The sequence below is a fragment of the Micromonospora sp. WMMD987 genome, from assembly GCF_029581435.1.
Classification (GTDB): Bacteria; Actinomycetota; Actinomycetes; order Mycobacteriales; family Micromonosporaceae; genus Micromonospora; species Micromonospora rifamycinica.
In genome coordinates, this window is the sequence record NZ_CP120861.1 from 6,366,702 (window position 1) to 6,387,358 (window position 20,657).

General features: G+C 73.8%; 18 protein-coding genes. 6 read left to right on the forward strand and 12 right to left on the reverse strand.

The annotated features are described in order from the left end of the window. Positions 1 to 62 precede the first annotated feature (62 nt). Entirely contained in the window at positions 63 to 287 is a 225-nt protein-coding gene (locus O7612_RS27115) for a zinc ribbon domain-containing protein (protein WP_282268529.1), read from the reverse strand. Between the two features lie 56 nt (positions 288 to 343). Here O7612_RS27115 and O7612_RS27120 point away from each other — a divergent pair, with 56 nt between their 5' ends. The 3 genes from O7612_RS27120 (at position 344) to O7612_RS27130 (ending at position 6,092) form a co-directional block, all read left to right on the forward strand. Then, entirely contained in the window at positions 344 to 1,567 is a 1,224-nt protein-coding gene (locus O7612_RS27120) for a lytic murein transglycosylase (protein WP_282268531.1), read from the forward strand. 72 nt (positions 1,568 to 1,639) lie between these two features. After that, complete coding sequence (locus O7612_RS27125; RefSeq protein WP_282274069.1) at positions 1,640 to 2,656, forward strand: GNAT family N-acetyltransferase; 1,017 nt, start codon at positions 1,640 to 1,642, stop codon at positions 2,654 to 2,656. Positions 2,657 to 2,819: 163 nt separating this feature from the next. Then, positions 2,820 to 6,092: a lamin tail domain-containing protein gene (locus O7612_RS27130; RefSeq protein ID WP_282268532.1), complete on the forward strand. Its 3,273-nt coding sequence runs from the start codon at positions 2,820 to 2,822 to the stop codon at positions 6,090 to 6,092. 57 nt (positions 6,093 to 6,149) lie between these two features. Here the strand turns inward: O7612_RS27130 and O7612_RS27135 are convergent, their stop codons facing one another. The 7 genes from O7612_RS27135 to O7612_RS27165 all read right to left on the reverse strand — a co-directional run bounded on the left by O7612_RS27135 (position 6,150) and on the right by O7612_RS27165 (position 13,763). Further along, complete coding sequence (locus O7612_RS27135; RefSeq protein WP_282268534.1) at positions 6,150 to 6,731, reverse strand: helix-turn-helix transcriptional regulator; 582 nt, start codon at positions 6,729 to 6,731, stop codon at positions 6,150 to 6,152. Positions 6,732 to 7,486: 755 nt separating this feature from the next. Then, entirely contained in the window at positions 7,487 to 8,470 is a 984-nt protein-coding gene (gene hemB / locus O7612_RS27140) for a porphobilinogen synthase (protein WP_282268536.1), read from the reverse strand. A gap of 18 nt (positions 8,471 to 8,488) precedes the next feature. Next, positions 8,489 to 10,069, reverse strand: coding sequence for a uroporphyrinogen-III synthase (locus tag O7612_RS27145; RefSeq protein ID WP_282268538.1), 1,581 nt, complete (start codon positions 10,067 to 10,069; stop codon positions 8,489 to 8,491). Further along, complete coding sequence (hemC, locus tag O7612_RS27150) at positions 10,066 to 11,061, reverse strand: hydroxymethylbilane synthase (RefSeq protein WP_282268540.1); 996 nt, start codon at positions 11,059 to 11,061, stop codon at positions 10,066 to 10,068. Before hemC ends, O7612_RS27145 begins: the two co-directional genes overlap by 4 nt. Further along, positions 11,058 to 12,449 carry a glutamyl-tRNA reductase gene (locus tag O7612_RS27155; RefSeq protein ID WP_282268542.1) on the reverse strand — a complete coding sequence of 464 codons (1,392 nt, stop codon included), beginning with the start codon at positions 12,447 to 12,449 and terminating at the stop codon, positions 11,058 to 11,060. Before O7612_RS27155 ends, hemC begins: the two co-directional genes overlap by 4 nt. Next, on the reverse strand, positions 12,446 to 13,216 hold the full coding sequence (locus O7612_RS27160; RefSeq protein WP_282268545.1) for a redox-sensing transcriptional repressor Rex: 771 nt from the start codon (positions 13,214 to 13,216) through the stop codon (positions 12,446 to 12,448). The genes O7612_RS27155 and O7612_RS27160 overlap by 4 nt, the downstream gene beginning before the upstream one ends. 292 nt (positions 13,217 to 13,508) lie before the next feature. Continuing rightward, positions 13,509 to 13,763: a glutaredoxin family protein gene (locus O7612_RS27165; RefSeq protein ID WP_282268547.1), complete on the reverse strand. Its 255-nt coding sequence runs from the start codon at positions 13,761 to 13,763 to the stop codon at positions 13,509 to 13,511. Between the two features lie 718 nt (positions 13,764 to 14,481). Between O7612_RS27165 and O7612_RS27170 the strand changes: the two genes are divergently transcribed. The 3 genes from O7612_RS27170 to O7612_RS27180 all read left to right on the forward strand — a co-directional run bounded on the left by O7612_RS27170 (position 14,482) and on the right by O7612_RS27180 (position 17,622). Next, positions 14,482 to 15,555 carry an ECF subfamily RNA polymerase sigma factor, BldN family gene (locus O7612_RS27170; protein ID WP_282268548.1) on the forward strand — a complete coding sequence of 358 codons (1,074 nt, stop codon included), beginning with the start codon at positions 14,482 to 14,484 and terminating at the stop codon, positions 15,553 to 15,555. A gap of 229 nt (positions 15,556 to 15,784) precedes the next feature. After that, entirely contained in the window at positions 15,785 to 16,648 is an 864-nt protein-coding gene (locus O7612_RS27175; protein ID WP_282268549.1) for a DUF5667 domain-containing protein, read from the forward strand. Positions 16,649 to 16,755: 107 nt separating this feature from the next. Further along, positions 16,756 to 17,622 (forward strand): HAD-IB family hydrolase, encoded by an 867-nt coding sequence (locus O7612_RS27180; RefSeq protein ID WP_282268550.1) that lies wholly within the window; start codon positions 16,756 to 16,758, stop codon positions 17,620 to 17,622. Between the two features lie 28 nt (positions 17,623 to 17,650). Here O7612_RS27180 and O7612_RS27185 read toward each other — a convergent pair whose 3' ends face one another. From O7612_RS27185 to O7612_RS27200, 4 genes are all read right to left on the reverse strand, one after another. Further along, positions 17,651 to 18,544: a lysophospholipid acyltransferase family protein gene (locus tag O7612_RS27185; RefSeq protein WP_282274070.1), complete on the reverse strand. Its 894-nt coding sequence runs from the start codon at positions 18,542 to 18,544 to the stop codon at positions 17,651 to 17,653. Positions 18,545 to 18,765: 221 nt separating this feature from the next. Then, complete coding sequence (locus O7612_RS27190; protein ID WP_282268567.1) at positions 18,766 to 19,839, reverse strand: NAD-dependent epimerase/dehydratase family protein; 1,074 nt, start codon at positions 19,837 to 19,839, stop codon at positions 18,766 to 18,768. 121 nt (positions 19,840 to 19,960) lie between these two features. Beyond that, on the reverse strand, positions 19,961 to 20,062 hold the full coding sequence (locus O7612_RS27195) for an AURKAIP1/COX24 domain-containing protein (protein ID WP_007465623.1): 102 nt from the start codon (positions 20,060 to 20,062) through the stop codon (positions 19,961 to 19,963). A gap of 206 nt (positions 20,063 to 20,268) precedes the next feature. Beyond that, positions 20,269 to 20,481 carry a helix-turn-helix domain-containing protein gene (locus O7612_RS27200; RefSeq protein ID WP_088646105.1) on the reverse strand — a complete coding sequence of 71 codons (213 nt, stop codon included), beginning with the start codon at positions 20,479 to 20,481 and terminating at the stop codon, positions 20,269 to 20,271. Between the last annotated feature and the right edge of the window lie 176 nt (positions 20,482 to 20,657).

Consider the following 20,657-nt stretch of genomic DNA (forward strand, 5'->3'; position numbering starts at 1 on the left):
GGGGTCACTGATTCCGGCGCACCGGTGCGCCGTGTCGTTACATCGGCCGGTGGCCGGACGGTTCAGCAGCCGCAGCCGCCGCCGCAGCAACCACCACCGGCGGGCGCGACCGGGGCGTTCCCGGTCGCGGAGCCGGCACCCCGGCCGGTGACCGCCACCGTCGACAGGAGCTTGACCGTGTCGGCGTGACCCTGGGGGCAGTCGGCCGGCGCACCGGCCTCGGCCATCGGTCGGTTGACCTCAAAGGTGTCGCCGCAGGCGCGGCAACGGAACTCGTACCGGGGCATGTCCCCACCCTACGACCGGACCTGACGCCTGGGCCGACATGGGTGATACTCAAACGGTGGTGAGCGGCGAAGATTCGACGGTACGGCCCCTGCGGGCAGCGACCCCACCCGAGGATGCGCCCGCCGCTCCGCGTCGGGGCTGGATTCCCCGCCCCCGTCGCCCCCGCCGCGATCCGGCCGTCCCACCGGCCACCCCGGCCGACGACGCCCCGCAGGTGGGCGGCCCCGCCCCGGGCGGCACACCGGAGCCCAAGGCGACGACCGAACCCGACGGCACACCGGAGCCCAAGGCCACGACCGAACCCGACGGCACACCGCAGACCGCGGTGGGTCGGCGGCGACGGATACCGTTCGCGCACGCCGTCCGGCTGCCGCCGCCCCGGCAGGCGGTGGGGGCGGCGACCCGGGCCACCCGGGCGTGGTCCCGCCGTCCGAGCGGTCGGCTGACCCTGCCCGGCCTGTTCCTGTTCGGGCTGGTCGCGGCGACCGCTGCGGTCGGCGCGGTGGTGGTGCCGAACGCCGTCCGGGCACCCCGCCCGGTCGCCGTGGACGAGACCGCCGTCGGTTCCGGCGCCCCGACGGGCGGGGCGACCCCGGTGCCGGTGGTGCCGGGCGCGACCGTGCCCACGCCGCCGCTGGGCAGCCTGCCGCCGGGCGGAACAGTGCCGACCGGGCCGACCGGCCCGCCCGGACCGACCGTCGGCGGCCGGCCCGCCGACGCGCTGGGCGACTGGGCCCGGGTCACCGGCAGCAAGGTGGGCATCTCCCCGATCGCCATGCAGGCGTACGGCTACGCCGAGCTGGTGCTCGCCCAGACCAACCGGAGCTGCCAGCTGAGCTGGACCACGCTCGCCGCGATCGGCTACGTCGAGTCCCGGCACGGGCAGGCCAACGGCGCGACGCTCGGGCCGGACGGCCGGGCCGTACCGGAGATCATCGGTGATCCGCTCGACGGCAAGGGCGGACGCTCCCTGATCCGGGACACCGACGGTGGGCTGTTCGACCGGGACACCGTCTACGACCGGGCGATCGGGCCGATGCAGTTCATCCCCACAACCTGGGAGCAGGTCGGCGCGGACGCCGACAACGACGGCCGCAAGGATCCGCACGACCTGGACGACACCGCGCTCGCCGCCGGCAATTACCTCTGCCAGGGTGGCCGCAACATGACCATCCCCGGCGACTGGTGGGGCGCGATCCTCTCCTACAACGATGTACGCCGGTACGCCCAGGACGTCTTCGACAAGGCCCAGGAGTACGGACGCGCAAGCCGTACGTGAGGTGATCGTTCGCATACATTGCCGGACCGGACACTTCCCCCGGGAAGCCGTTGACGGCAAGCTAGACGTGTGATGGTGCGCGAGTGGGATCCTCGAACCGCGTCGTCCGCCGAGATCGGCTCCGTGCTGGACACGCTGAACGCGGTCCTCGCGGTCGACCTCCCGCAGGATCCGCCCTGGCGGGAGGACTCGCTGCGGGAGTACCTCTCCGAGGTGATGCCCGGCGAACGACGCATCTCCTGGGTGGCCCAGGCCGACCAGCCGGCCGAGGGGGTGCCCGGTGTGATCCTCGGTCACGTGCACGTGCTGCTGCTCGGCGACATCGGCGTGCTGGAGGTGCTGGTGCACCCGACGGTACGCCGGACCGGGCTCGGCCGGGAGCTGGTGCTGATCGCTGCCCGCCGGGTCTACCAGGAGGGCTTCCGGTCGCTCGGCGTCGAGGTGGTCGGCGACACCCCGGCGATCGGTTTCTACTCGTCGCTGGGCTTCACCCGGGAGTACGTCGAGACCCGCAGCGTGCTCGACCTGGGCACGGTCGACTGGACGGCGCTCACCGAGATGGCCGCCGGGGTCGGTCCCGGGTACCACCTGGAGTTCTACCCGGGCGGGCCGTCCGACGACCTGATCGAGGCGTACGCGCGGGCGAAGGCCGAGGTGCGCGACGTCGAGGACGGCGACCTGCGCCCCAGCTCGTACGACCCGCAGCGGCTGCGGGACAGCCTCGACACGCTGCACCGCCGGGGGATGAAGCCGTACATCGTGCTCGCCCTGCACGAGCGCACCGGAGCGGTGGCCGGCCTGACCGAGGTGGTGGTGCCGGTCCAGCACCCCACCCGCGCCGACCAGTACGACACCATCGTGACGCGCGACCACCAGGGCTACGGCATCGACCGGGCGATCAAGGCGCGGATGCTGCTGGAGCTGCGCTCCGCCGAGCCGGAGCTGACCGAGGTGCAGACCTGGAACACCCAGGCCAACGAGGCGATGCTCAAGGTGAACGCCGAACTGGGCTACCAGCCCGACCGGGACTGGTGCGAGTACAGCGTGGACGTGGCCGAACTGGTGCACCGGCTCGACGCCCACCGCTGACCCGCCGCGCCGTCAGGCGGCAGCGCGCCGGGCCGGGCCGCCGGGGACGGCCACGTCGGACGGCACTGTCGTGAATTCACCACAGCGCCGCCCGGGGGATGGACGGCGGCCAGCGGCGCACCTTAACGTGCGTTGGTTCCCGTCCACCCATCGTGGAGGCCCCATGCGCCTGCGCCGCAGATTCGCCGCGCTCGCCACCGTCGCCGCCGTCGCCGTACCGGTGCTCGGCGTCGCTCCCACCGCGGCCACCGCCGCGCCCACCGACCTGTTCATCTCCGAGTACGTCGAAGGCTCGTCGAACAACAAGGCGATCGAGCTGTACAACGGCACCGGCGCGGCGGTCGACCTGACCGCCGGCGGCTACCAGCTCCAGCTCTATTTCAACGGGTCCACCACGGCCACCACGATCGCCCTCACCGGCACCGTCGCCGCCGGGGACGTCTTCGTCTTCGCCGCCGCCTCGGCCGGCCCGGCGATCCTCGCCCAGGCCGACCAGACCACCGGCGCGAGCCTGTTCAACGGCGACGACGCGATCGTGCTGCGCCGGGGTGGGACGGTGCTCGACGCGATCGGCCAGGTCGGCGTCGACCCGGGCAGCGAGTGGGGCAGCGGGCTGACCAGCACCGCCGACAACACCCTGCGTCGGCTGCCGTCGGTCTCGGCCGGTGACACCGACCCGTCCGACGCGTTCGACCCGGCCACCCAGTGGGCCGGCCACGCCACCGACACCGTCGACGGGTTGGGCGCGCACACCCTCGACGGCGGCGGCCCGGTCGACCAGCCGGCCGTGCTGACCTGCGGCGGGACGTTGACCGTCGAGGCCGGCGCGACGGGCACCCGGCAGGTCACCGGCACCGACCCGGACGACACGATCGTCGACCTGGCAGTCACCGCGGTCGCCCCGGCCCCGGCGAGCGGCTCGGTCAGCCGTACCGCGTTCACCCCGGCGACCGCACCGGGTGGCACGGCGACCGCGACGGTCACCGCCACCGGCCTGCCCGCCGGCACGTACGCGGTCACCGTGACCGCGACGGACGCCGACGGCGGCACCGCCAGCTGCCCGCTCACCGTGCAGGCCAACGGGGTGCTGTCGGTGGGCCAGGTGCAGGGCCAGACCCGGGACGACGAGAACCCGCGCACCGACCGGTCGCCGCTCGCCCCGCCCTCCGGCACCGGCACCAGCCCGCTGCTGTACGACGTCCGCGGCGTGATCACCCAGAAGTCGCTGACCCGTACCTCGGCCGGCGCCGACCAGTACGGCTTCTACCTGCAGAGCCGCACCGGCACCGAGGACGGCGACCCGCTCAGCTCGGACGGGATCTTCGTCTTCATGGGCGCGTTCACCACGCTGATCGGCGGCTACGCGCCGACCGTCGGGGACGAGGTGCTGCTGCGCGGCCGGGTGTCGGAGTACTTCGACCAGACCCAGCTCTCCGGTGCCTCGCTGGTCCGCCGGCTCGACACCGGCCTGGACGTGAACACCGCCGTGACCGTGGACGACGCGGTCCCGCCGGCCGACGCGGCGGCGGCCGACCGGTTCTGGGAGCGGCACGAGGGTGCCCGGCTGCGGGTCCGCAGCGGCTCCGGCGTCACCGGCCCCCGGGACGTGTTCGGCTCCACCGCCGACTCCGAGGTGTGGGTGGTGGACCGGGCGGACCCGCTGCTCAAGCGCGCCGACCCGTACGCCCGTCGGGTGTTCCGGGACGCCCACCCGCTGGACGACGTGCCGGGGCAGGTCTTCGACAACGGCAACGGCCAGCGCATCCTGCTCGGTGGCGGCGGTGTGAAGGCCACCGCCGGTGACTCGACGGCGCTGCTCCCGCCGGCCCGGACCTTCGACACCCTCACCGCTGACGCGTTCGGCGCGGTGTCGTACGGCTTCAGCAAGTTCAGCGTGCAGCCGGAGTCGCTGGCCCTGACCCCCGGGGTCGACCCGGCGGCGAACAACCCGCCCCGCCCGGCGGACCGGGCCCGGGAGGTCGCGGTGGCGACCTACAACGTGGAGAACCTGTACGACTTCCGCGACGACCCGTTCGACGGCTGCGACTTCACCGGCAACGCGGGCTGCCCGGGGGTGTCCCCGCCGTTCGACTACGTACCGGCGGGTGAGGCCGACTACCGGGAGCACCTGTCCGAGCTGGCCGCGCAGATCCGCACCGACCTGCACGCCCCGGATCTGATCCTGGTGCAGGAGGCCGAGGACCAGGACATCTGCTCGGTCTCCGGCAGCAGCCTGGTCTGCGGCACCACCGACAACGCCGACGGTGCCCCGGACACCCTCCAGGACCTGGCCCTGGCGATCCGGGCCGCCGGTGGTCCGGCCTATCTGGCGGCGTACGACCGCACCGGCGCGGACGCCCGGGGCATCACCTCGGCGTTCCTCTACCGCGCCGACCGGTTGTCGCTGGCCGGGGCGGGTGCCACCGATCCGCTGCTCGGTTCCGCGCCCACCGTGCGGTACCGGTCGGCGGGGCTGGCGTCCAACGCCGACGTGCAGAACCCGAAGGCGCTCAACGCGGTGCTGCCGGCCGACACCGACACCTCGACCGGCAGGGACGGCGACAACGTCTTCACCCGGGCCCCGCAGCTCGGCAAGTTCGTGGTGAAGGCGACGCCCGGCGGGTCGGAGTCCTACCTGCTGTACGCGCTGAGCAACCACTACTCGTCGGGGCCGGACAGCCGGGTCGGGCAGCGTACCGAACAGGCCGCGTACGGTGCGGCGATCGTCACCGCGATCGAGGCGGCCGACCCGGACGCCCGGGTGGTGTACGGCGGGGACCTGAACGTCTTCCCCCGCCCGGACGACCCGATCGCGACCGGCGCGAACCCGACCCCGTCGGATCAGCTCGGCCCGCTCTACCGGGCCGGCCTGCGCAACCTCTGGGACGACCTGGTGGCCGACGTGCCGTCGGCGGCGTACTCGTACAGCTTCCAGGGGTCGGCGCAGACGCTGGACAACCTGTTCGTCAACGACGCGCTGCACGACGACCTGGTGCAGATCCGGGCCGCGCACGTCAACGCGGACTGGCCGGCGGAGTTCACCGGGGACGGCACCCGGGGGGCCAGCGACCACGACCCGCAGGTGGCCCGGTTCCGTAGCCAGCCGTCGTTGCGGGTGGCAGACGCGTCCGTGGTGGAGGGCGACCGGGGCACCAGCACGCTGACGTTCCAGGTCACGGTGTCCCGCCCGCTGTCCCAGCCGACGACGCTCTGCGCCGCCACGGTGGGGCTGACCGCGACCGTCGTGCTGGACTTCGACCCGTACGTCGGCTGCCGGGTCCTGCCCGCCGGCCAGACCTCGCTGGCGTTCCCGGTGACCGTCCGCGGTGACCGTCGGCGCGAGTCGGACGAGAAGATCGCGTTCGCGGTCGCCGGGTCGCTGAACCTGCGGTTCGCCGATCCGGTGGCGACCGGCACCATCACCGACGACGACTGACCGTCCCGCACCTCCGACGGCCCGTCGACCCGGCTTCCCCGCCGGGCCGGCGGGCCGTCACCGTGCCGGGCGCACCACCCGGGGCGGCGGTGGCACATTGCGGTACTTCGCCACCCGCACCTCCCACTGGCTCCGGCGGCGCATCGCGTCCCGGACGGCCCGGTTGCGGTAGAACGTCTCCGGTGGCCGGGCGAGCCCGTAGACGTCCGCCCACCACTCACCGGGTTCCGGGTCGAGGATCGTGTCCAGGTGCGACGGGTAGCGGCGACCGGCACCGTCCCGGGCGTCGTCGCGGTCCCGCATCGGGGTGAGCACCCGACCGGCCTCGTCGACCACGGCCAGTTGGAAACCGGCCGCCGCGATGATCCGACGCAGCAGGGCGATGCTCGGGGTGAGCGCACCCGCCTCGATCCGCCCTACCGTGCCGTGGTGCACCCCCGCCCAGCGCGCCAGTTCCCGTTGACTCGCATCGGCACGGCGCCGGACCGCCCGCACGATCCCGGCGACCGGCCAGGGCAGCTCGTACGGTCTGGTGGGAAAGATCGGCGGCCCGTCACTCCCCCCGTCCGGAGCAGGAGGGGAGGTCGCAGCCGGGGTCGGGTGGGCGGCGGGTTCGGGCGGCAGCGCGGGGTCGGTCATGTCGCCACCGTCGCGCCCGGCCGGGCCTCGCCGCAACCCCACCGTCGTCACCTGTGGACAACACCGCGACCTGTGGAAAACTCTCGCCCGGCGCGCGCCCTGTCCGATCACACCGGGTTACTCCACCACACCAACGCCTCAACTACTAAAGGTGACGTCAGCGCAAACGGCCCCTTCCATCATCCTGATCAACAAAAGCGCATAGAGCAGCCAGAACACCCTTCCTCTCTCCACCCCACCCACAACCCCCACCGAAGCTTTGCTCTGCTGCCTTACGCGCGACAGGCACTCACAGTGAGTTTCGCGTAGAGGGCAGCAGAGCAAAGCGTGCGAATGAGAGTGAGGGTAGGAGAGCGATAAAATGCGGAGAGTAATCGAACCGGTTGCCCGTCGAGTGGAGGGTTGCCGCCGACATGGACCGGCATCGCCGGCAGTATCCGCTCGCCGACGACGGGTCCGCAGGTCGGCAGCCACGGGCCGGGACCAAGCAGAGGCACGGCCGGAGGCACGGCCAGGGCACGACAGGGGGCACGGCCGGAGGCACAGCCGGGACACGACAGGGGCACGGCCGGAGGCACAGCCGGGACACGACAGGGGCACGGCCGGAGGCACAGCCGGGACACGACAGGGGCACGGGTCGGGGCGGTGTTGTGGACCGGAGGAGAGACGGAGGGGGTGGCAGGGCTGGGAACGGAACCGGATGACGGGGGCGAGGGCGGGCCACGGCGCTCGCGGGACGCAGTCCGCCCCCGGGATCAGAGCCGCTGGCGGAGCAGGCCGGCGGCCTCGACCGCCCAGTAGGTGAGGATGATCTGCGCGCCGGCCCGGCGGATCGAGGTGAGCGTCTCTAGGATCACCCGCTCGCGGTCGATCCATCCGTTCGCGGCAGCCGCCTCGACCATCGCGTACTCGCCGGAGACCTGGTAGGCGGCGACCGGCACGTCGACGGCGGCCCGGACCGCCGCCACCACGTCGAGGTAGGGCAGGGCCGGCTTCACCATCACCAGGTCCGCGCCCTCGGCCACGTCCAGCTCGACCTCACGCAGCGACTCCCGCAGGTTGGCCGGGTCCTGCTGGTAGGTGCGCCGGTCCCCGTCGAGCGCGGACTCGACGGCGTCCCGGAACGGGCCGTAGAAGGCGGAGGCGTACTTCGCCGCGTACGCCAGCACCGCCACGTCGGTGTGACCGGCGGCGTCCAGCGCCCGGCGGACCACCCCGACCTGCCCGTCCATCATCCCGGACGGGCCGACCATGCCGACCCCGGCGTCCGCCTGGGCCACCGCCATCTCGGCGTACGCGGCCAGGGTGGCGTCGTTGTCCACCGCACCGTCGGGGGTGAGCAGGCCGCAGTGCCCGTGCGAGGTGAACTCGTCCAGACACAGGTCGCTCATCACCACGGTGGCGTCCCCGACCTCGGCCACCACGTCGCGGATGGCGACGTTCAGGATGCCGGCCGGGTCGATCCCGCCGGAGCCGGTCGGATCGCGCCGCTCGGGCACCCCGAACAGCATGATCCCGCCCACCCCGGCCCGGACCGCCTCCACGACCGCCTTGCGCAGCGAGTCCCGGGAGTGCTGGAGCACCCCCGGGAGCGACGCGATGGCCCGTGGCTCGGTCAACCCCTCCTTGACGAACATCGGCACGACCAACTCGGCCGGGTCGACGCGGGTCTCGGAGACCAGCCGCCGCACCGCCGCGTTACGGCGCAGCCGGCGGGGCCGGATCTCGGGGTACGGCATGTGGGCCTCCCAGTGCGGCTAGCGGAACCTCAGGGCGGTCGGCCCCTGCACCTTGGAACCGCGGCGCTGCTTCGCCGGCATGGCGGCGAGCTTCTCGCGCAGTTCGACGGCGTAGGCGGCGAGCGCCTCGACCAGGTCGGGCACCGAGGCGTGCGGCGGCTGCACGTCGACCCGCAGGCCGAACTCCGTCGCGGTCTCCGCCGTCTTGGGACCGATGACCGCCACCACGGTACGCGCGTGCGGCTTGCCGGCGATACCTACCAGGTTGCGTACTGTCGAGGACGAGGTGAAGAGCACCGCGTCGAATCCGCCCGACTTGATGGCGTCCCGGATCTCGGCGGGCGGCGGGGCGGCCCGGACCGTCCGGTAGGCGGTCACGTCGTCGACCTCCCACCCGCGTTCGGTGAGCCCGGCGGCGAGCGTCTCGGTGGCGATGTCGGCGCGCGGCAGCAGCACCCGACCGACCGGGTCGAGGATCTCGTCGTGCGGGGAGAACTCGGCCAGCAGCCCCTCGGAGGACTGCTCCCCGGTGGGGATCAGCTCCGGCTGGATGCCGAACGCGCGCACCGCCTCGGCGGTGGCCTCACCGATACAGGCGATCTTGACGCCGCCGAAGTGCCGGGCGTCCAGACCGTGCTCGGCGAACTTCTCCCAGACCGCCCGGACCGCGTTGACCGAGGTGAAGACCACCCAGGCGTACCGGCCGTCGACCAGGCCCTTGACCGCCCGCTCCATCTGGGCCGGGGTACGCGGCGGCTCGACCGCGATGGTCGGCACCTCGCACGGGATCGCCCCGTACGCGCGCAGCCGGGCGCTCATCGCCCCGGCCTGCTCCTTGGTCCGGGGGACGAGCACCTTCCAGCCGTACAGCGGGCGGTTCTCCCACCAGCTCAGCCTGTCCCGCTGGCCGACGCCCTCGCCGACGGTCAGCACCACCCGGCCGGTGAAGCCGAGCGCCGCCGCGACGAAGGAGTCCACGCTCGACGTGGTGGTGTACTGCGTCTCGCCGGTGCCGTCGCCGGTCACCCCGACCCCGGTGGTGCCGTCCACCCCGGCGGCCAGCAGCCCGTCCCGGACAGCGGCCAGGTCACCGGCGTCGACCGCCAGGGCCAGCGAGCCCCGCGCGACGGCGGCGGCGAGCGCGTCGAAGTCCAGCGTGCCGACGTCCTCGACGTCGGCGGCGGTGCGTACCCCGGGCAGCGGCACCCCGGCGTAGGTGGCCACACCCTCGGCCTGGCCGACGCCGGGCACCACCTCGAAGTGCGCGGCGGTACGCGCGACCGCCTGCACCTCCTTGACCACCGAGTCGTGGCCGAACGGGTCTCCGGCGACCAGGTGCACCGCGTTGAGCCCGGAACGGGCCGCGCTGATGAGCATCTTGGCCACGTCGCCCGGCACGCCCTCGGCGGGGCTGAACTGGGCGTCGGAGCGGGCCTGGGCGCGTACGACGTCGAGCAGCGACTCGGGGACTCCCCGGTCGTACACCACCTGGTCGGCGTCGACCAGGGCGTCGTGGGCGCGGCGGGTCAGCAGGCCCGGGTCACCGGGACCGGCGCCGACGAACGCGATGCGGCCGACGGGCTTACGGGTGCGGGTCATTCTGTGCTCCCAAATTGCTGGGTCCCCGGGCCGGTGGTTCCTTCGTGGCCGAGGATCGAGTCGGCGCCGAGGTCGAGGAGTTCGGCGGCGAGTGCCTTGCCGATCTCCGCCGCGTCGGCGGGCGTTCCGGTGCGGGACAGCCGGAGGTCTCGGGAACCGTCCGGGCTGATCACCGCCCCGCGCAGGTAGATCTCGTGGACGACATCGCCTTCGGCACCCGAGCCGGTTGGCTCGCCTTCGGCGACGACGGCATAGGCGGCGACCGGGGCGGAGCACCCGGCCTCCAGGGTGGCCAGCAACGCCCGTTCCGCGGTGACCGCGGCCCGGGACGGTGCGTGATCGAGCGCGGCGAGCAGCTCGACCAGGTCGGAGTCGTCGACCCGGCACTCCACGGCCAGTGCGCCCTGGGCGGGCGCGGGCAGCATCAGCATCGGGTCGAGCGTTTCGGTGATCACGTCGGTCCGGTCGAGCCGGGCCAGTCCGGCCCGTGCCAGGACGACCGCGTCGAGGTCGGCGTCCGGGCCGAGCACCCGGCCGAGCCGGGTGTCGACGTTGCCCCGGATCGGGGTGACCTCCAGTTGCAGGCCGAGGGCGTGCAACTGGGCGATGCGGCGCAGCGCGCCGGTGCCCACCACGGCCCCCGGCGGCAACTCGGCGAGGGTACGGCCGCCGGTGGCGACCAGCGCGTCGCGTGGGTCCTGCCGGGGCGGCACCGCCGCGACGGTCAACCCGTCCGCCGGTGCGGTGGGCAGATCCTTGTACGAGTGCACGGCGAGGTCGATGGTGCCGGCGGTCAACGCGTCGCGCAGCGCGGAGACGAAGACGCCGACGCCGAGCCGCTGCACCGGCGCGGACGAGCGGTCACCGGCGGTGACCACCTCGACCAGTTCCACGGCGCGGCCGGTCGCCGCGGTGATCGCCGCCGCGACGTGGCCGGACTGGGCCATGGCCAGGGCGCTGCCCCGGGTGCCCAGGCGCAGGGGGCTGGTCATCGTTCACCTCCGCTGGACGGCTGGTCGGTGCCGGTCGTCGGGACGCCGGCCACCTCGAACGACGCGCGGCCGTCGACGGTCTCCACCACCTCCGGCACCGAGCCGACCCCGGAGGTCTGCGGCACCTGCAGGTCGAACAGCTCGCGCAGCAGCGCGGCGTACTGGTCGCCGCCCGGCTCGGCGGCGAGCTGGCGGACCTTGACGGTCGGCTGGTGCAGCAGCCGCTGCACCACCCGGTGCACGGTCCGGGCGACCTCGGCGCGCTGGTCGTCGCTGAGGTCGGGGCGACGCTGGGCGAGCCGGCGCAGCTCGGCGCTGACCACGTCGTCGGCGCGGCCGCGCAGGGCGGCCACGGTGGGTGCCACGTCGGCCCCGCGCAGCCAGCTCAGGAACGCCTCGACCTCGGTGGCCACGATCCGGCCGACCTCGGCGGCGTCCGCGGCGGCCGGGCCGCCCGCGAGCAGGGTGGCCATCCGGTCGATGTCGATCACCTCGACGCCGGGCAGCGCGGCCACCTCGGGCGCGACGTCCCGGGGCACGGCGAGGTCGAGCAGGACGAGCGGCCCCCGGTCGGGGTCACGGCGGGCGAGCGCCCCGGTCACCACGTCGACGGTGAGGACCGGTTCGGTGGCCGCGGTGGCGGCCACTACGATGTCCACTGTGGAGAGCGCGGGGACGAGGTCGGCCAGCGGTACGGCGTGCGCCCCGTACGACTCGGCCAGCCGGACGGCCCGGTCGGCCCCCCGGTTGGTGACGGTGAGCGGCCCGGCCTCCCGGCGGGCCAGCGTCGCCACGCTCAGCGCGCCCATCGCGCCCGCGCCGACCACCAGGGCCGGCCGGCCGGCGAGGTCGCCGTCGAGCAGTTCGGCGGTGAGGTCCAGGGCGGCGGTCACGACGCTCTGCCCGGCCCGGTCGATGTTCGTCTCGGCGTGCGCCCGCTTGCCGACCCGCAACGCCTGCTGCATCAGCTCGTGCAGCAGCCGCCCGGCGGTGTCCGCGCCGGAGGCCCAGTGGTAGGCGTCGCGGAGCTGGCCGAGGATCTGCGCCTCACCGACCACCATGGAGTCCAGCCCGGCGGCGACCCGGAAGACGTGGTCGACGGCGGCCGAGTCGTAGTGCACGTAGAGGTGGCTGGCGAACGCGGCGGGCGGGGCACCGGCCTGCTCGGCCAGGACGGCGCAGATGTCGCCGAGGCCGCCGTGGAAGCCGGACACGGCGGCGTACACCTCCACCCGGTTACAGGTGGAGACGAGCACCGCCTCGGCGACGTAGGGCTGGGCGACCAGCCGGTCCAGGGTTCGGGTGAGGTCGGCCGGGGGGACCGCCAACCGCTCCAGGGTGACGACGGGAGCAGTGCGGTAGGACGCGCCGACGACGAGCAGCTTCACGTGCCGATCGCCTCCTGGGTGTCGGGGGTCGCGAGCCCGCCGGGCAGCGCGGTGAGAGCGGAGCCGCCGGCGGCGGGCAGCGCGGTCAACGACGCCTTGCGGTGCTCGTGGAAGGACAGGATCTGCAGCTCGATGGCGAGGTCCACCTTGCGCACGTCGACCCCGTCCGGCACCGAGAGTACGCACGGCGCGAAGTTGAGGATGCTCGTGACGCCGGCGGCGACCAGTTGCTCGGCCACCGCCTGGGCGGCCGGGGCGGGGGTGGCGATCACGCCGATGGAGATCGCCTCCTCGGCGGCGACCCGGGGAAGGTCGTCGATGTGCCGGACGGCCAGCCCGCTGATCATCTCGCCGACCCGGGAGGCGTCGGCGTCGAAGAGCGCCGCGATCCGGAAACCCCGGCTGGCGAAGCCGTCGTAGCCGGCCAGGGCGTGACCGAGATTACCCACCCCGACCAGGGCGACCGCCCGGCGTTGGGTGAGCCCGAGCACGAACTCGATCTGGTCGACCAACAGGGCGACGTCGTAACCGACCCCCCGGGTGCCGTACGAGCCGAGGTGTGAGAGATCCTTGCGGAGCTTGGCCGAGTTGACCCCCGCCGCACCGGCCAGGCCCTCGCTGGACACCGTCTCGTGCCCGGCGTCGGCCAGGTTGTGCAGGGCGCGGAGATACTCGGGGAGCCGCGCGACGGTCGCCTCCGGGAGGTCCGGGAGCGCCGGTACGGCACCGGCGCGGTCGGACGCGCCTGGGTGACGGTGCTGACTCATGAGACTCCGTGCGGTGCGATCCTCGGCCGACTCCGGTGCCCGGCCCGTGGGGGACCCCCGCCGGAGGCCGGGAGAACCGGCCGTGCTAGCAGGGCGCGTTGGAACTACAGAGTAGGCGCTTGTGAAGACGTGCACAAATCGCGATCTTGCCGACTCGCGGCACCCCTCCACCGGTTCCTCCATCCCACAAGATCGATCGGGCACCGCAGCGGGCCACCGCGCGATTATTGCTCAATCGCGACTTCGCTCACCAATCGCGCGCAGCCGCTGACCCAGGGTGATCCGCGCCACCCTAGAGCTGGGGGGTGGTCAGGTCGCGCAGCAACCGCTCCTCCTCCACCCGCCAGTACCCGTGCTCCCTGCCGTCGAGCAGCACCACCGGCAGCCGGTCGCCGTACTCGCGCTCCAGCTCGACGTCGCCGGTGACGTCCTTCTCCACCCACCGGTCGCCGGTCACCGCGACCACCCGCTCCAGGGCGGCCTTGGCGTCCTCGCACAGGTGGCAACCGGGCCGGGTGATCAGGGCGAGCCGGGCGTCAGTGGACATCGGGACCTCCGGGTGAGGGCGGCCGGGCTCGGCCGCGACTGGGGGCGCGGTGGACGGGGCCGCTGCACACCCGGCGCACCGGGTGCCCGGCGTCGCGCCACGCCCGCCCAGTCTCGCCCGTCCCCGGATGCGGCACACCCCGGACGGCCGAGCCGGGCGTCGACCCGCCGCCGCGCGGTGGCTGAGTCTGACACGCCGCCGGCCGCCCGGCCAGACCCACACACCGTACGGTCACCCTGCGTCAACCACGACGGCCCACCGACCCGGCCGACCGACCGCCCGACACCCCCGCGTGGGGCCGGGAAACGCCGCCGGCCGACCCCGTCACGGGCCTCGTCGACACCCGGACGACCCCACTCTGAACTGGCCATTCACCCCCAAGCAAGCAGCGACGTGAAAGTCAACCGACGGCGACGGACAACCGGTCCGCCAGGTGTGTGCGGAGCACGCAAATACTTTGGCCCTGTGTAACGGACTTGCCACGCGCGGGTGACGTTGGCCCTATCATCACTCGGGTCGGCTCACCCCATTTGCCGTGAGTCGACACCCCTCAGCCCGAGGAGGCCCCCGTGCCTGTGCGCGCATTGGACCAGCACCTCAAGGGGAACTGCCGCGCGTCGGCACACCCCCACACGGCCCTGCCCGTCAAGGGCAGACCCGGCGCGGCGGCCTCCCGCCGCCACCCGGTCCCGGTCGTGGCGCACCCCGGGGAGGCCCGGTGACCGCCTTCGGCTACGCGGACCACTCCCCCGGTCTCACCGGGCCGGCACCCCGCGCCTCGGTCAACGAACGGATGGATCCGGCCCGCCCGGACCCGGCCTCCCGTCGGGTCCACCCGCGCCCGCACCACAACGAGGCGGCACCCCGGTCCACCGCGCCGGGCGGCAACGCCGCACCGGGCAGCCGGACGACCCTGTCCGCCCCGCAGCACGTCATGCCGACGCAGAGCAGACGGGCCGGCGAACCACCCGCCCCCGCCGACCCGGCCAGCGGCGAGACCGCCGTGATCCCGGCCGTCCCGGCCGACGACACCGCCGTGATCCCGGCCGTCCCGACCGGGGACGCCCCGCCGGACACCGCCCTGATCCCCGTCGTCCCGGCCGACGACACCGCGCTGATCCCGGCGGTTCCGGCCGACGGTCCGCCGGCCGCCGGCCCGCCCGCCGACGGCCCGCCGCCCACCGGCACCCCGCCCACCGGTTTCCCCAGCCGACCCGACCCGTCCGACCCGGCCACCGAGGTCTGGATGCTGGTGGAGCGGGCGCAGGCCGGCGAGTCCGAGGCCTTCGGGCTGATCTACGACCGGTACGTCGACACGGTCTTCCGGTTCGTCTACTTCCGGGTCGGCAACCGCCAACTGGCCGAGGACCTCACCTCCGACACCTTCCTGCGCGCCCTCAAGCGGATCGGCAGCTTCACCTGGCAGGGCCGCGACCTCGGCGCCTGGCTGGTCACCATCGCCCGCAACCTGGTCGCCGACCACTTCAAGTCCGGCCGTTACCGGTTGGAGGTGACCACCGGCGACGTGCTCGACGCGGACCGGGAGGACCGCGGGCCGGAGGGCAGCCCCGAGGCGGCCGTGGTCGAGCACATCACCAACGTGGCGCTGCTCACCGCCGTCACCCGGCTCAACCCGGAACAGCAGGAGTGCATCGTGCTCCGCTTCCTCCAGGGCCTCTCGGTGGCGGAGACGGCCCGCGCGATGGGCAAGAACGAGGGCGCGATCAAGGCGTTGCAGTACCGGGCGGTCCGGGCGCTGGCCCGGCTCCTGCCGGCCGGTTTCCAGCCCTGACCTGCGACGACGCTCACTGGTAGTGATTTCGCCCCCGGCTGCCCCGTAACCGGTACCCGCCGCGGAGCGTTTCTCCGGATGCGACCGGTGGTTGTCCGGCGCCCCCGGACCCGTCCCGGTCCGGAGCAGCGCCGCCGACCCCGACCCGGGTACGACGGCGCACGCCGCCACCGGTCGTGGGGAACCACCGCGGCCGACCGGCCGTCACCAGCGAGAGGGGGTGCCTGCGGTGGACAGCGACCTCTTCTCCCGTCGTCGGGCCGTACGCTTCGCCCAGCTTCTCGACGAGGCCGACGGCGGCCGACGCCACCACGTCCGCTCCCGCGCCGACGACCAGCTCACCGCGCTCGTCGCGGTCGGGCGACGGCTCGTCGCCGAACGACCCGTCGTCGAGGTGGACGCCGAGTTCCGGGCCGGCCTGCGGGCCATGTTGGTCGCCACGGCCGAACGGGACGGCACCGCCGACCCGGTCGCCGGGGCGGCCCCGAAGACCACCGTCCGGGGTGCCCTGCTGGGCGGGGCGACCGCCCGACGCGCCCGCGCCCGGGGGGCCATCCTGGTCGGCATCGCGGCCGGGGCGGTCGCCGTCTCCGGCATCTCCGCCGCCAGCGAGAACGCGGTACCGGGCGACGCCCTGTACGGCATGAAGCGCTCGACCGAACGGGCTCAACTCGCCCTGGCCAGCTCGGACGTCAGCCGGGGGCAACTCTTCCTCGACTTCGCCCGGACCCGGCTCGACGAGGCGGCCACCCTGCGCGACGACCCGGCCGGGTTCAGCGCGGTGCTCGACGACATGGACACCGACACCCGGCAGGGCGTACGGCTGCTCACCACCGCGGCGGCGCAGCACGCCGACCCGGCGGCGCTGGACGCGGTGAACACCTTCGTCACCGGCCAGCGCCGGGCGGTCGGTGGTCTGCTCGACGGGGCCGGTTCCGCCGAGCGGGACCGCACCCGGCAGTCCCTCGCCCTGCTCGACGCGATCCGCCGGCGCTCCGACGCGCTGCGCGCCGCGATCGCCTGCACGCTGCCCGCCCCGGTCGGCAGCGACGCCCTCGGCCCCACCCCGGCCACCTGCCCCGTCGGCCGCTGAGCGACACCGAGCCGCCCGCCACACTTCCCGTCTCGGCCGGTCGACCGGGGTCAGCCCCGGACTAGGCTCGACACCGGAGGGTCGGCCCGTCGCCGGAGGGAGGTGCGATGGTCAGCAACCGCAGGGTCACCGTCAGCACCGACGGCCGGGGCCACACCGCCGGTTGGGCGGACACCACGGTGCCCCCGGTGCCCACGGATTCCCGCGCCGCCGCGTTCTTCGACATCGACAACACGATGATGCGGGGCGCGTCGATCTACTGGTTCGCCCGTGGGCTGGCCGCCCGCAGCTACTTCACCACCCGTGACGTGGCCCGGTTCGCCTGGCAGCAGGCCCGGTTCCGGCTGCTGGCCACCGAGCACGCCGGCGACATGTCGCGGGCCAGGCAGGTCGCGCTCGCCTTCGTCGAGGGCTGGCGGGTCGACGACGTGGAACGGCTCGCCGAAGAGATCTTCGACGAGTTGATGGCACCGAGGATCTGGGCCGGCACCCGTCGGCTCGCCCAGCGCCACCTCGACGCCGGCCAGCGGGTCTGGCTGGTCAGCGCGGCGCCGGTGGAGATCGGCCGGGTGATCGCCACCCGGCTCGGCCTGACCGGTGCGATCGGCACGGTCGCCGAGATCGTCGACGGGGCGTACACCGGCCGGCTGGTGGGTGACCTGATGCACGGGCCGGCCAAGGCCGAGGCGGTCACCCGGCTCGCCGCGGTCGAGGGGCTGGACCTGGCCCGCTGCACCGCCTACAGCGACTCCCGCAACGACCTGCCGATGCTCGTCGCGGTGGGCCGGGCGGTGGCGATCAACCCGGACGGCGCGCTGCTGCGGACCGCCCGCAGGCGGGGCTGGGAGGTTCGTGACTTCCGCACCGGCCGCCGGGCGGCACGGATCGCCCTACCGTCGACCGCCGCGCTCGGGTTGCTCGCCGGCGCGGTCTCCGCCGGCCTCGCACTGCACCGACGCCGCCGCCCGGCCTGACCCGGGCACCCGGGACGACCGGGGCCGGTCAGGGGCCGAACGGGTCGGGGCGGCGTTCGAGCAGCTGGTGCAGGGTCTGCTGGATGGTCTCGCGGACCTGGTCGGCGAGGTTGAACACGACCAGCGGGTCGTCCGCCGAGTCGGTCAGGTGGGCGGTCGGGATCGGCGGACAGAACTCGATCAGCCACTTGCTCGGCAGCGGCACCATGCCCAGCGGCCCCAACCAGGGGAACGTCGGCGTGACCGGGAAGTAGGGCAGCTTGAGCAGCCTGGCCAACGGCTTGATGTCGGCCAGCATCGGGTAGATCTCCTCGCCGCCGACGATGGCGACCGGGACGATCGGGGTGCCGGTGCGCAGCGCCGCCGAGACGAAGCCACCCCGTCCGAAGCGTTGCAGCTTGTAGCGGTCGGAGTAGAGCTTGCCGATCCCCTTGAAACCCTCCGGGAAGACACCGACCAGCTCGCCCTTGCCGAGCAGCCGTTCGGCGTCCGGGTTGCAGGCGACCGTACCGCCGGTCTTGCGGGCCAGCTCGGAGACCACCGGCATCCGGAAGACCAGGTCCGCGCCGAGCAACCGCAGGTAGCGGCGGGTCGGATGCTGGTCGTGCAGGGCGGCGGAGAGGATCAACGCGTCCAGGGCCACCGTGCCGGAGTGGTTGCCGACCACCAGGCCGGCCCCGTCGGTGGGCACGTGCTCCAGGCCGGTCACCTCGGTCCGGAACCAGTCGCGGTAGAGCAGCCGCAGCAGCGGGTGGAAGACCGCCCCGGTCAGCTCCGGGTCGAAGCCGAACTCGTCCACCTCGTACTGGCCGGAGAGGCGGCGGCGCAGGAACGCCAGACCGGTGGCGACCCGCCGGTCCCACACGTCACCGGACCGGTCCGGGACCGCCGCCCCGGCAGCAGCCGGGTCGACGGCGGGCAGGTCGGCAGTGGTAGCCGCGTCGGCAGCCGCAGCCGGGTCGGCAGCGGCGGGCGGGTCCGGGACCGCCGGGGCGGGGGCGGCGGGACCGGAAGCGGTCGGGGCCGGCGGTGGGGCGGGGGCGGGCGGGACGGGTGGTGCCGACCCGTTGCGGGCCGCCCCGTCGTGGGCCGGTGGGGTGGGCACGGGTGGCGTGGTGAGCCGGCGGTGGCCGTTCGGTTCGGTCACGTGCGGTCCCGGACGGCGGAGCGGATCTGCCGGATGCTCTCCAGCACCGCCTGCTCGGCGACGGCGAGCTGTTCCCGGTCGACCACGACCCCGCCGTGGTGTGCCCGGATGAAGTCGTCGAACGCGGCGGCCGTGGAGCGCGGGGTGAAGCCGTACTCCCGGGTCAGCCGGCTGGTGTCGACCACCCGGCCGTGCACGATCAGGTCGACCTGGTCCAGGCCGTAGCGGCCGAAACCGAGGTTGCGGGCGATCGCGGCGGCTCCGGACAGGCCCGGCTCCCACACCGGCACGGCCACCCGGCCGGCCCGGCGGATCGCCTGGGACAGCGAGAGCACCCCCGGCCCGGCCACGTTGTACGTCCCCGGGTGGTCCTCGGCGATGGACCGGTGCAGCACCTCCAGGGCGTCGTCGAAGTGCACGAACTGGAGCCGGGGGTCGCGGCCGAAGACGGTGGGCACCACCGGCCGGGAGAAGTAGCGGGTGAGCGTGGTGTCGGCGGTGGAGCCGATGAACGGGGCGAACCGCAGCACCGTCGCGGTGACGTCGGGGCGACGGCGACGGAAGCCGCGCACGTACCCCTCGATGTCGAGGATGTCGCGGCCGAAACCGCCGCGCGGCACCTCGCGGGGCTCGGTCTCCTCGGTGAAGACCGCCGGGTCGCGGAAGGACGCGCCGTAGGCGGCGGTCGACGACCGGACCACGAGCTTGCGCAGCCGGGGTGCCCGCTGGCAGGCGGCGAGCAGCTGCATGGTGCCGATGACGTTCTGTTCCTTCATCGCCGACCGGCCGCCGTGCTGGGGGTCGGGGGCGGTCGCCAGGGCCAGGTGGACCACGGCGTCGACGTCCAGGTCGGCCAGCAACCCGCCGAGCGAGTCGAGGTCCAGGCGGATCCGTTCGACCCGGTCGAGCAGGCCGGTGATCTCGGGGCCGGGGGTGGCCGGATCGACACCGATCACCCGCTCGATGCGGGGGTCGGTGGCGAGCCGGGCGGCGACGTGCGCACCCAGGTAGCGGCCGACCCCGGTGACGACGACGACCCCCGGGGCACCTGGGGTGCCTCCGGGGGTCATCGCGCACGCCTTGACCGGCAGGAGGGACCGAGCCGGGATGTCCGCGGCCTGATCACCTGAGCCTCCGAGGGTCGACAGTTGGCAAGCGGCACCGCACGCCGGGTGGTGGCCCGGCGACGGGTCACTTGCCGAGACGGCGACGCTGGACGCGGGTCTTGCGCAGCAGCTTGCGGTGCTTCTTCTTAGCCATGCGCTTGCGGCGCTTCTTGACCACCGAGCCCATACGACAGCCTTTCAATGCAACGTTCGGGGCGGACCCTCGGCGTCGAGATGGTGACGCCGGTGGCCGCTTGCGGACAACGGACCTGGACCAGCGTGGTGGCAGCGGGGCGCACCGGCGTACGGTCAGGATCGACTCCAGGGTAGCCGGAGGGCCTCACCCGGACCAACGCGCCCCCGTCGATGCCCGTTACGTCACCCTCGGCGAGGTCAGGCCGTCTCCTGGAACGCCCCCCGCAGATAGTCGTGCACCGCGTGCTCGGGCACCCGGAACGACCGGCCCACCCGGACCGCGGTGAGTTCACCGCTGTGCACCAGGCGATAGACCGTCATCTTGGAAACCCGCATCACCGAAGCCACCTCGGCGACCGTGAGGAACCTGACGTCCGACAACCGTCCGTCGGAGGACTGCGACCCGGCCATGGCTCACCGACCCATCCCATGCCCGGCGCGCGCCACCCGACGGAGCTCCCGTGCGGGCCGGCAACGCGCGTGTTACCAGTACGGTAGCGGGACGCTTGTGACCTGCGCGATCCCTTCCGGCAACTGATCCTGGGAGAGCTCGCGTTCACCCGGTCGTGACCTGGCGTTTTCCACCC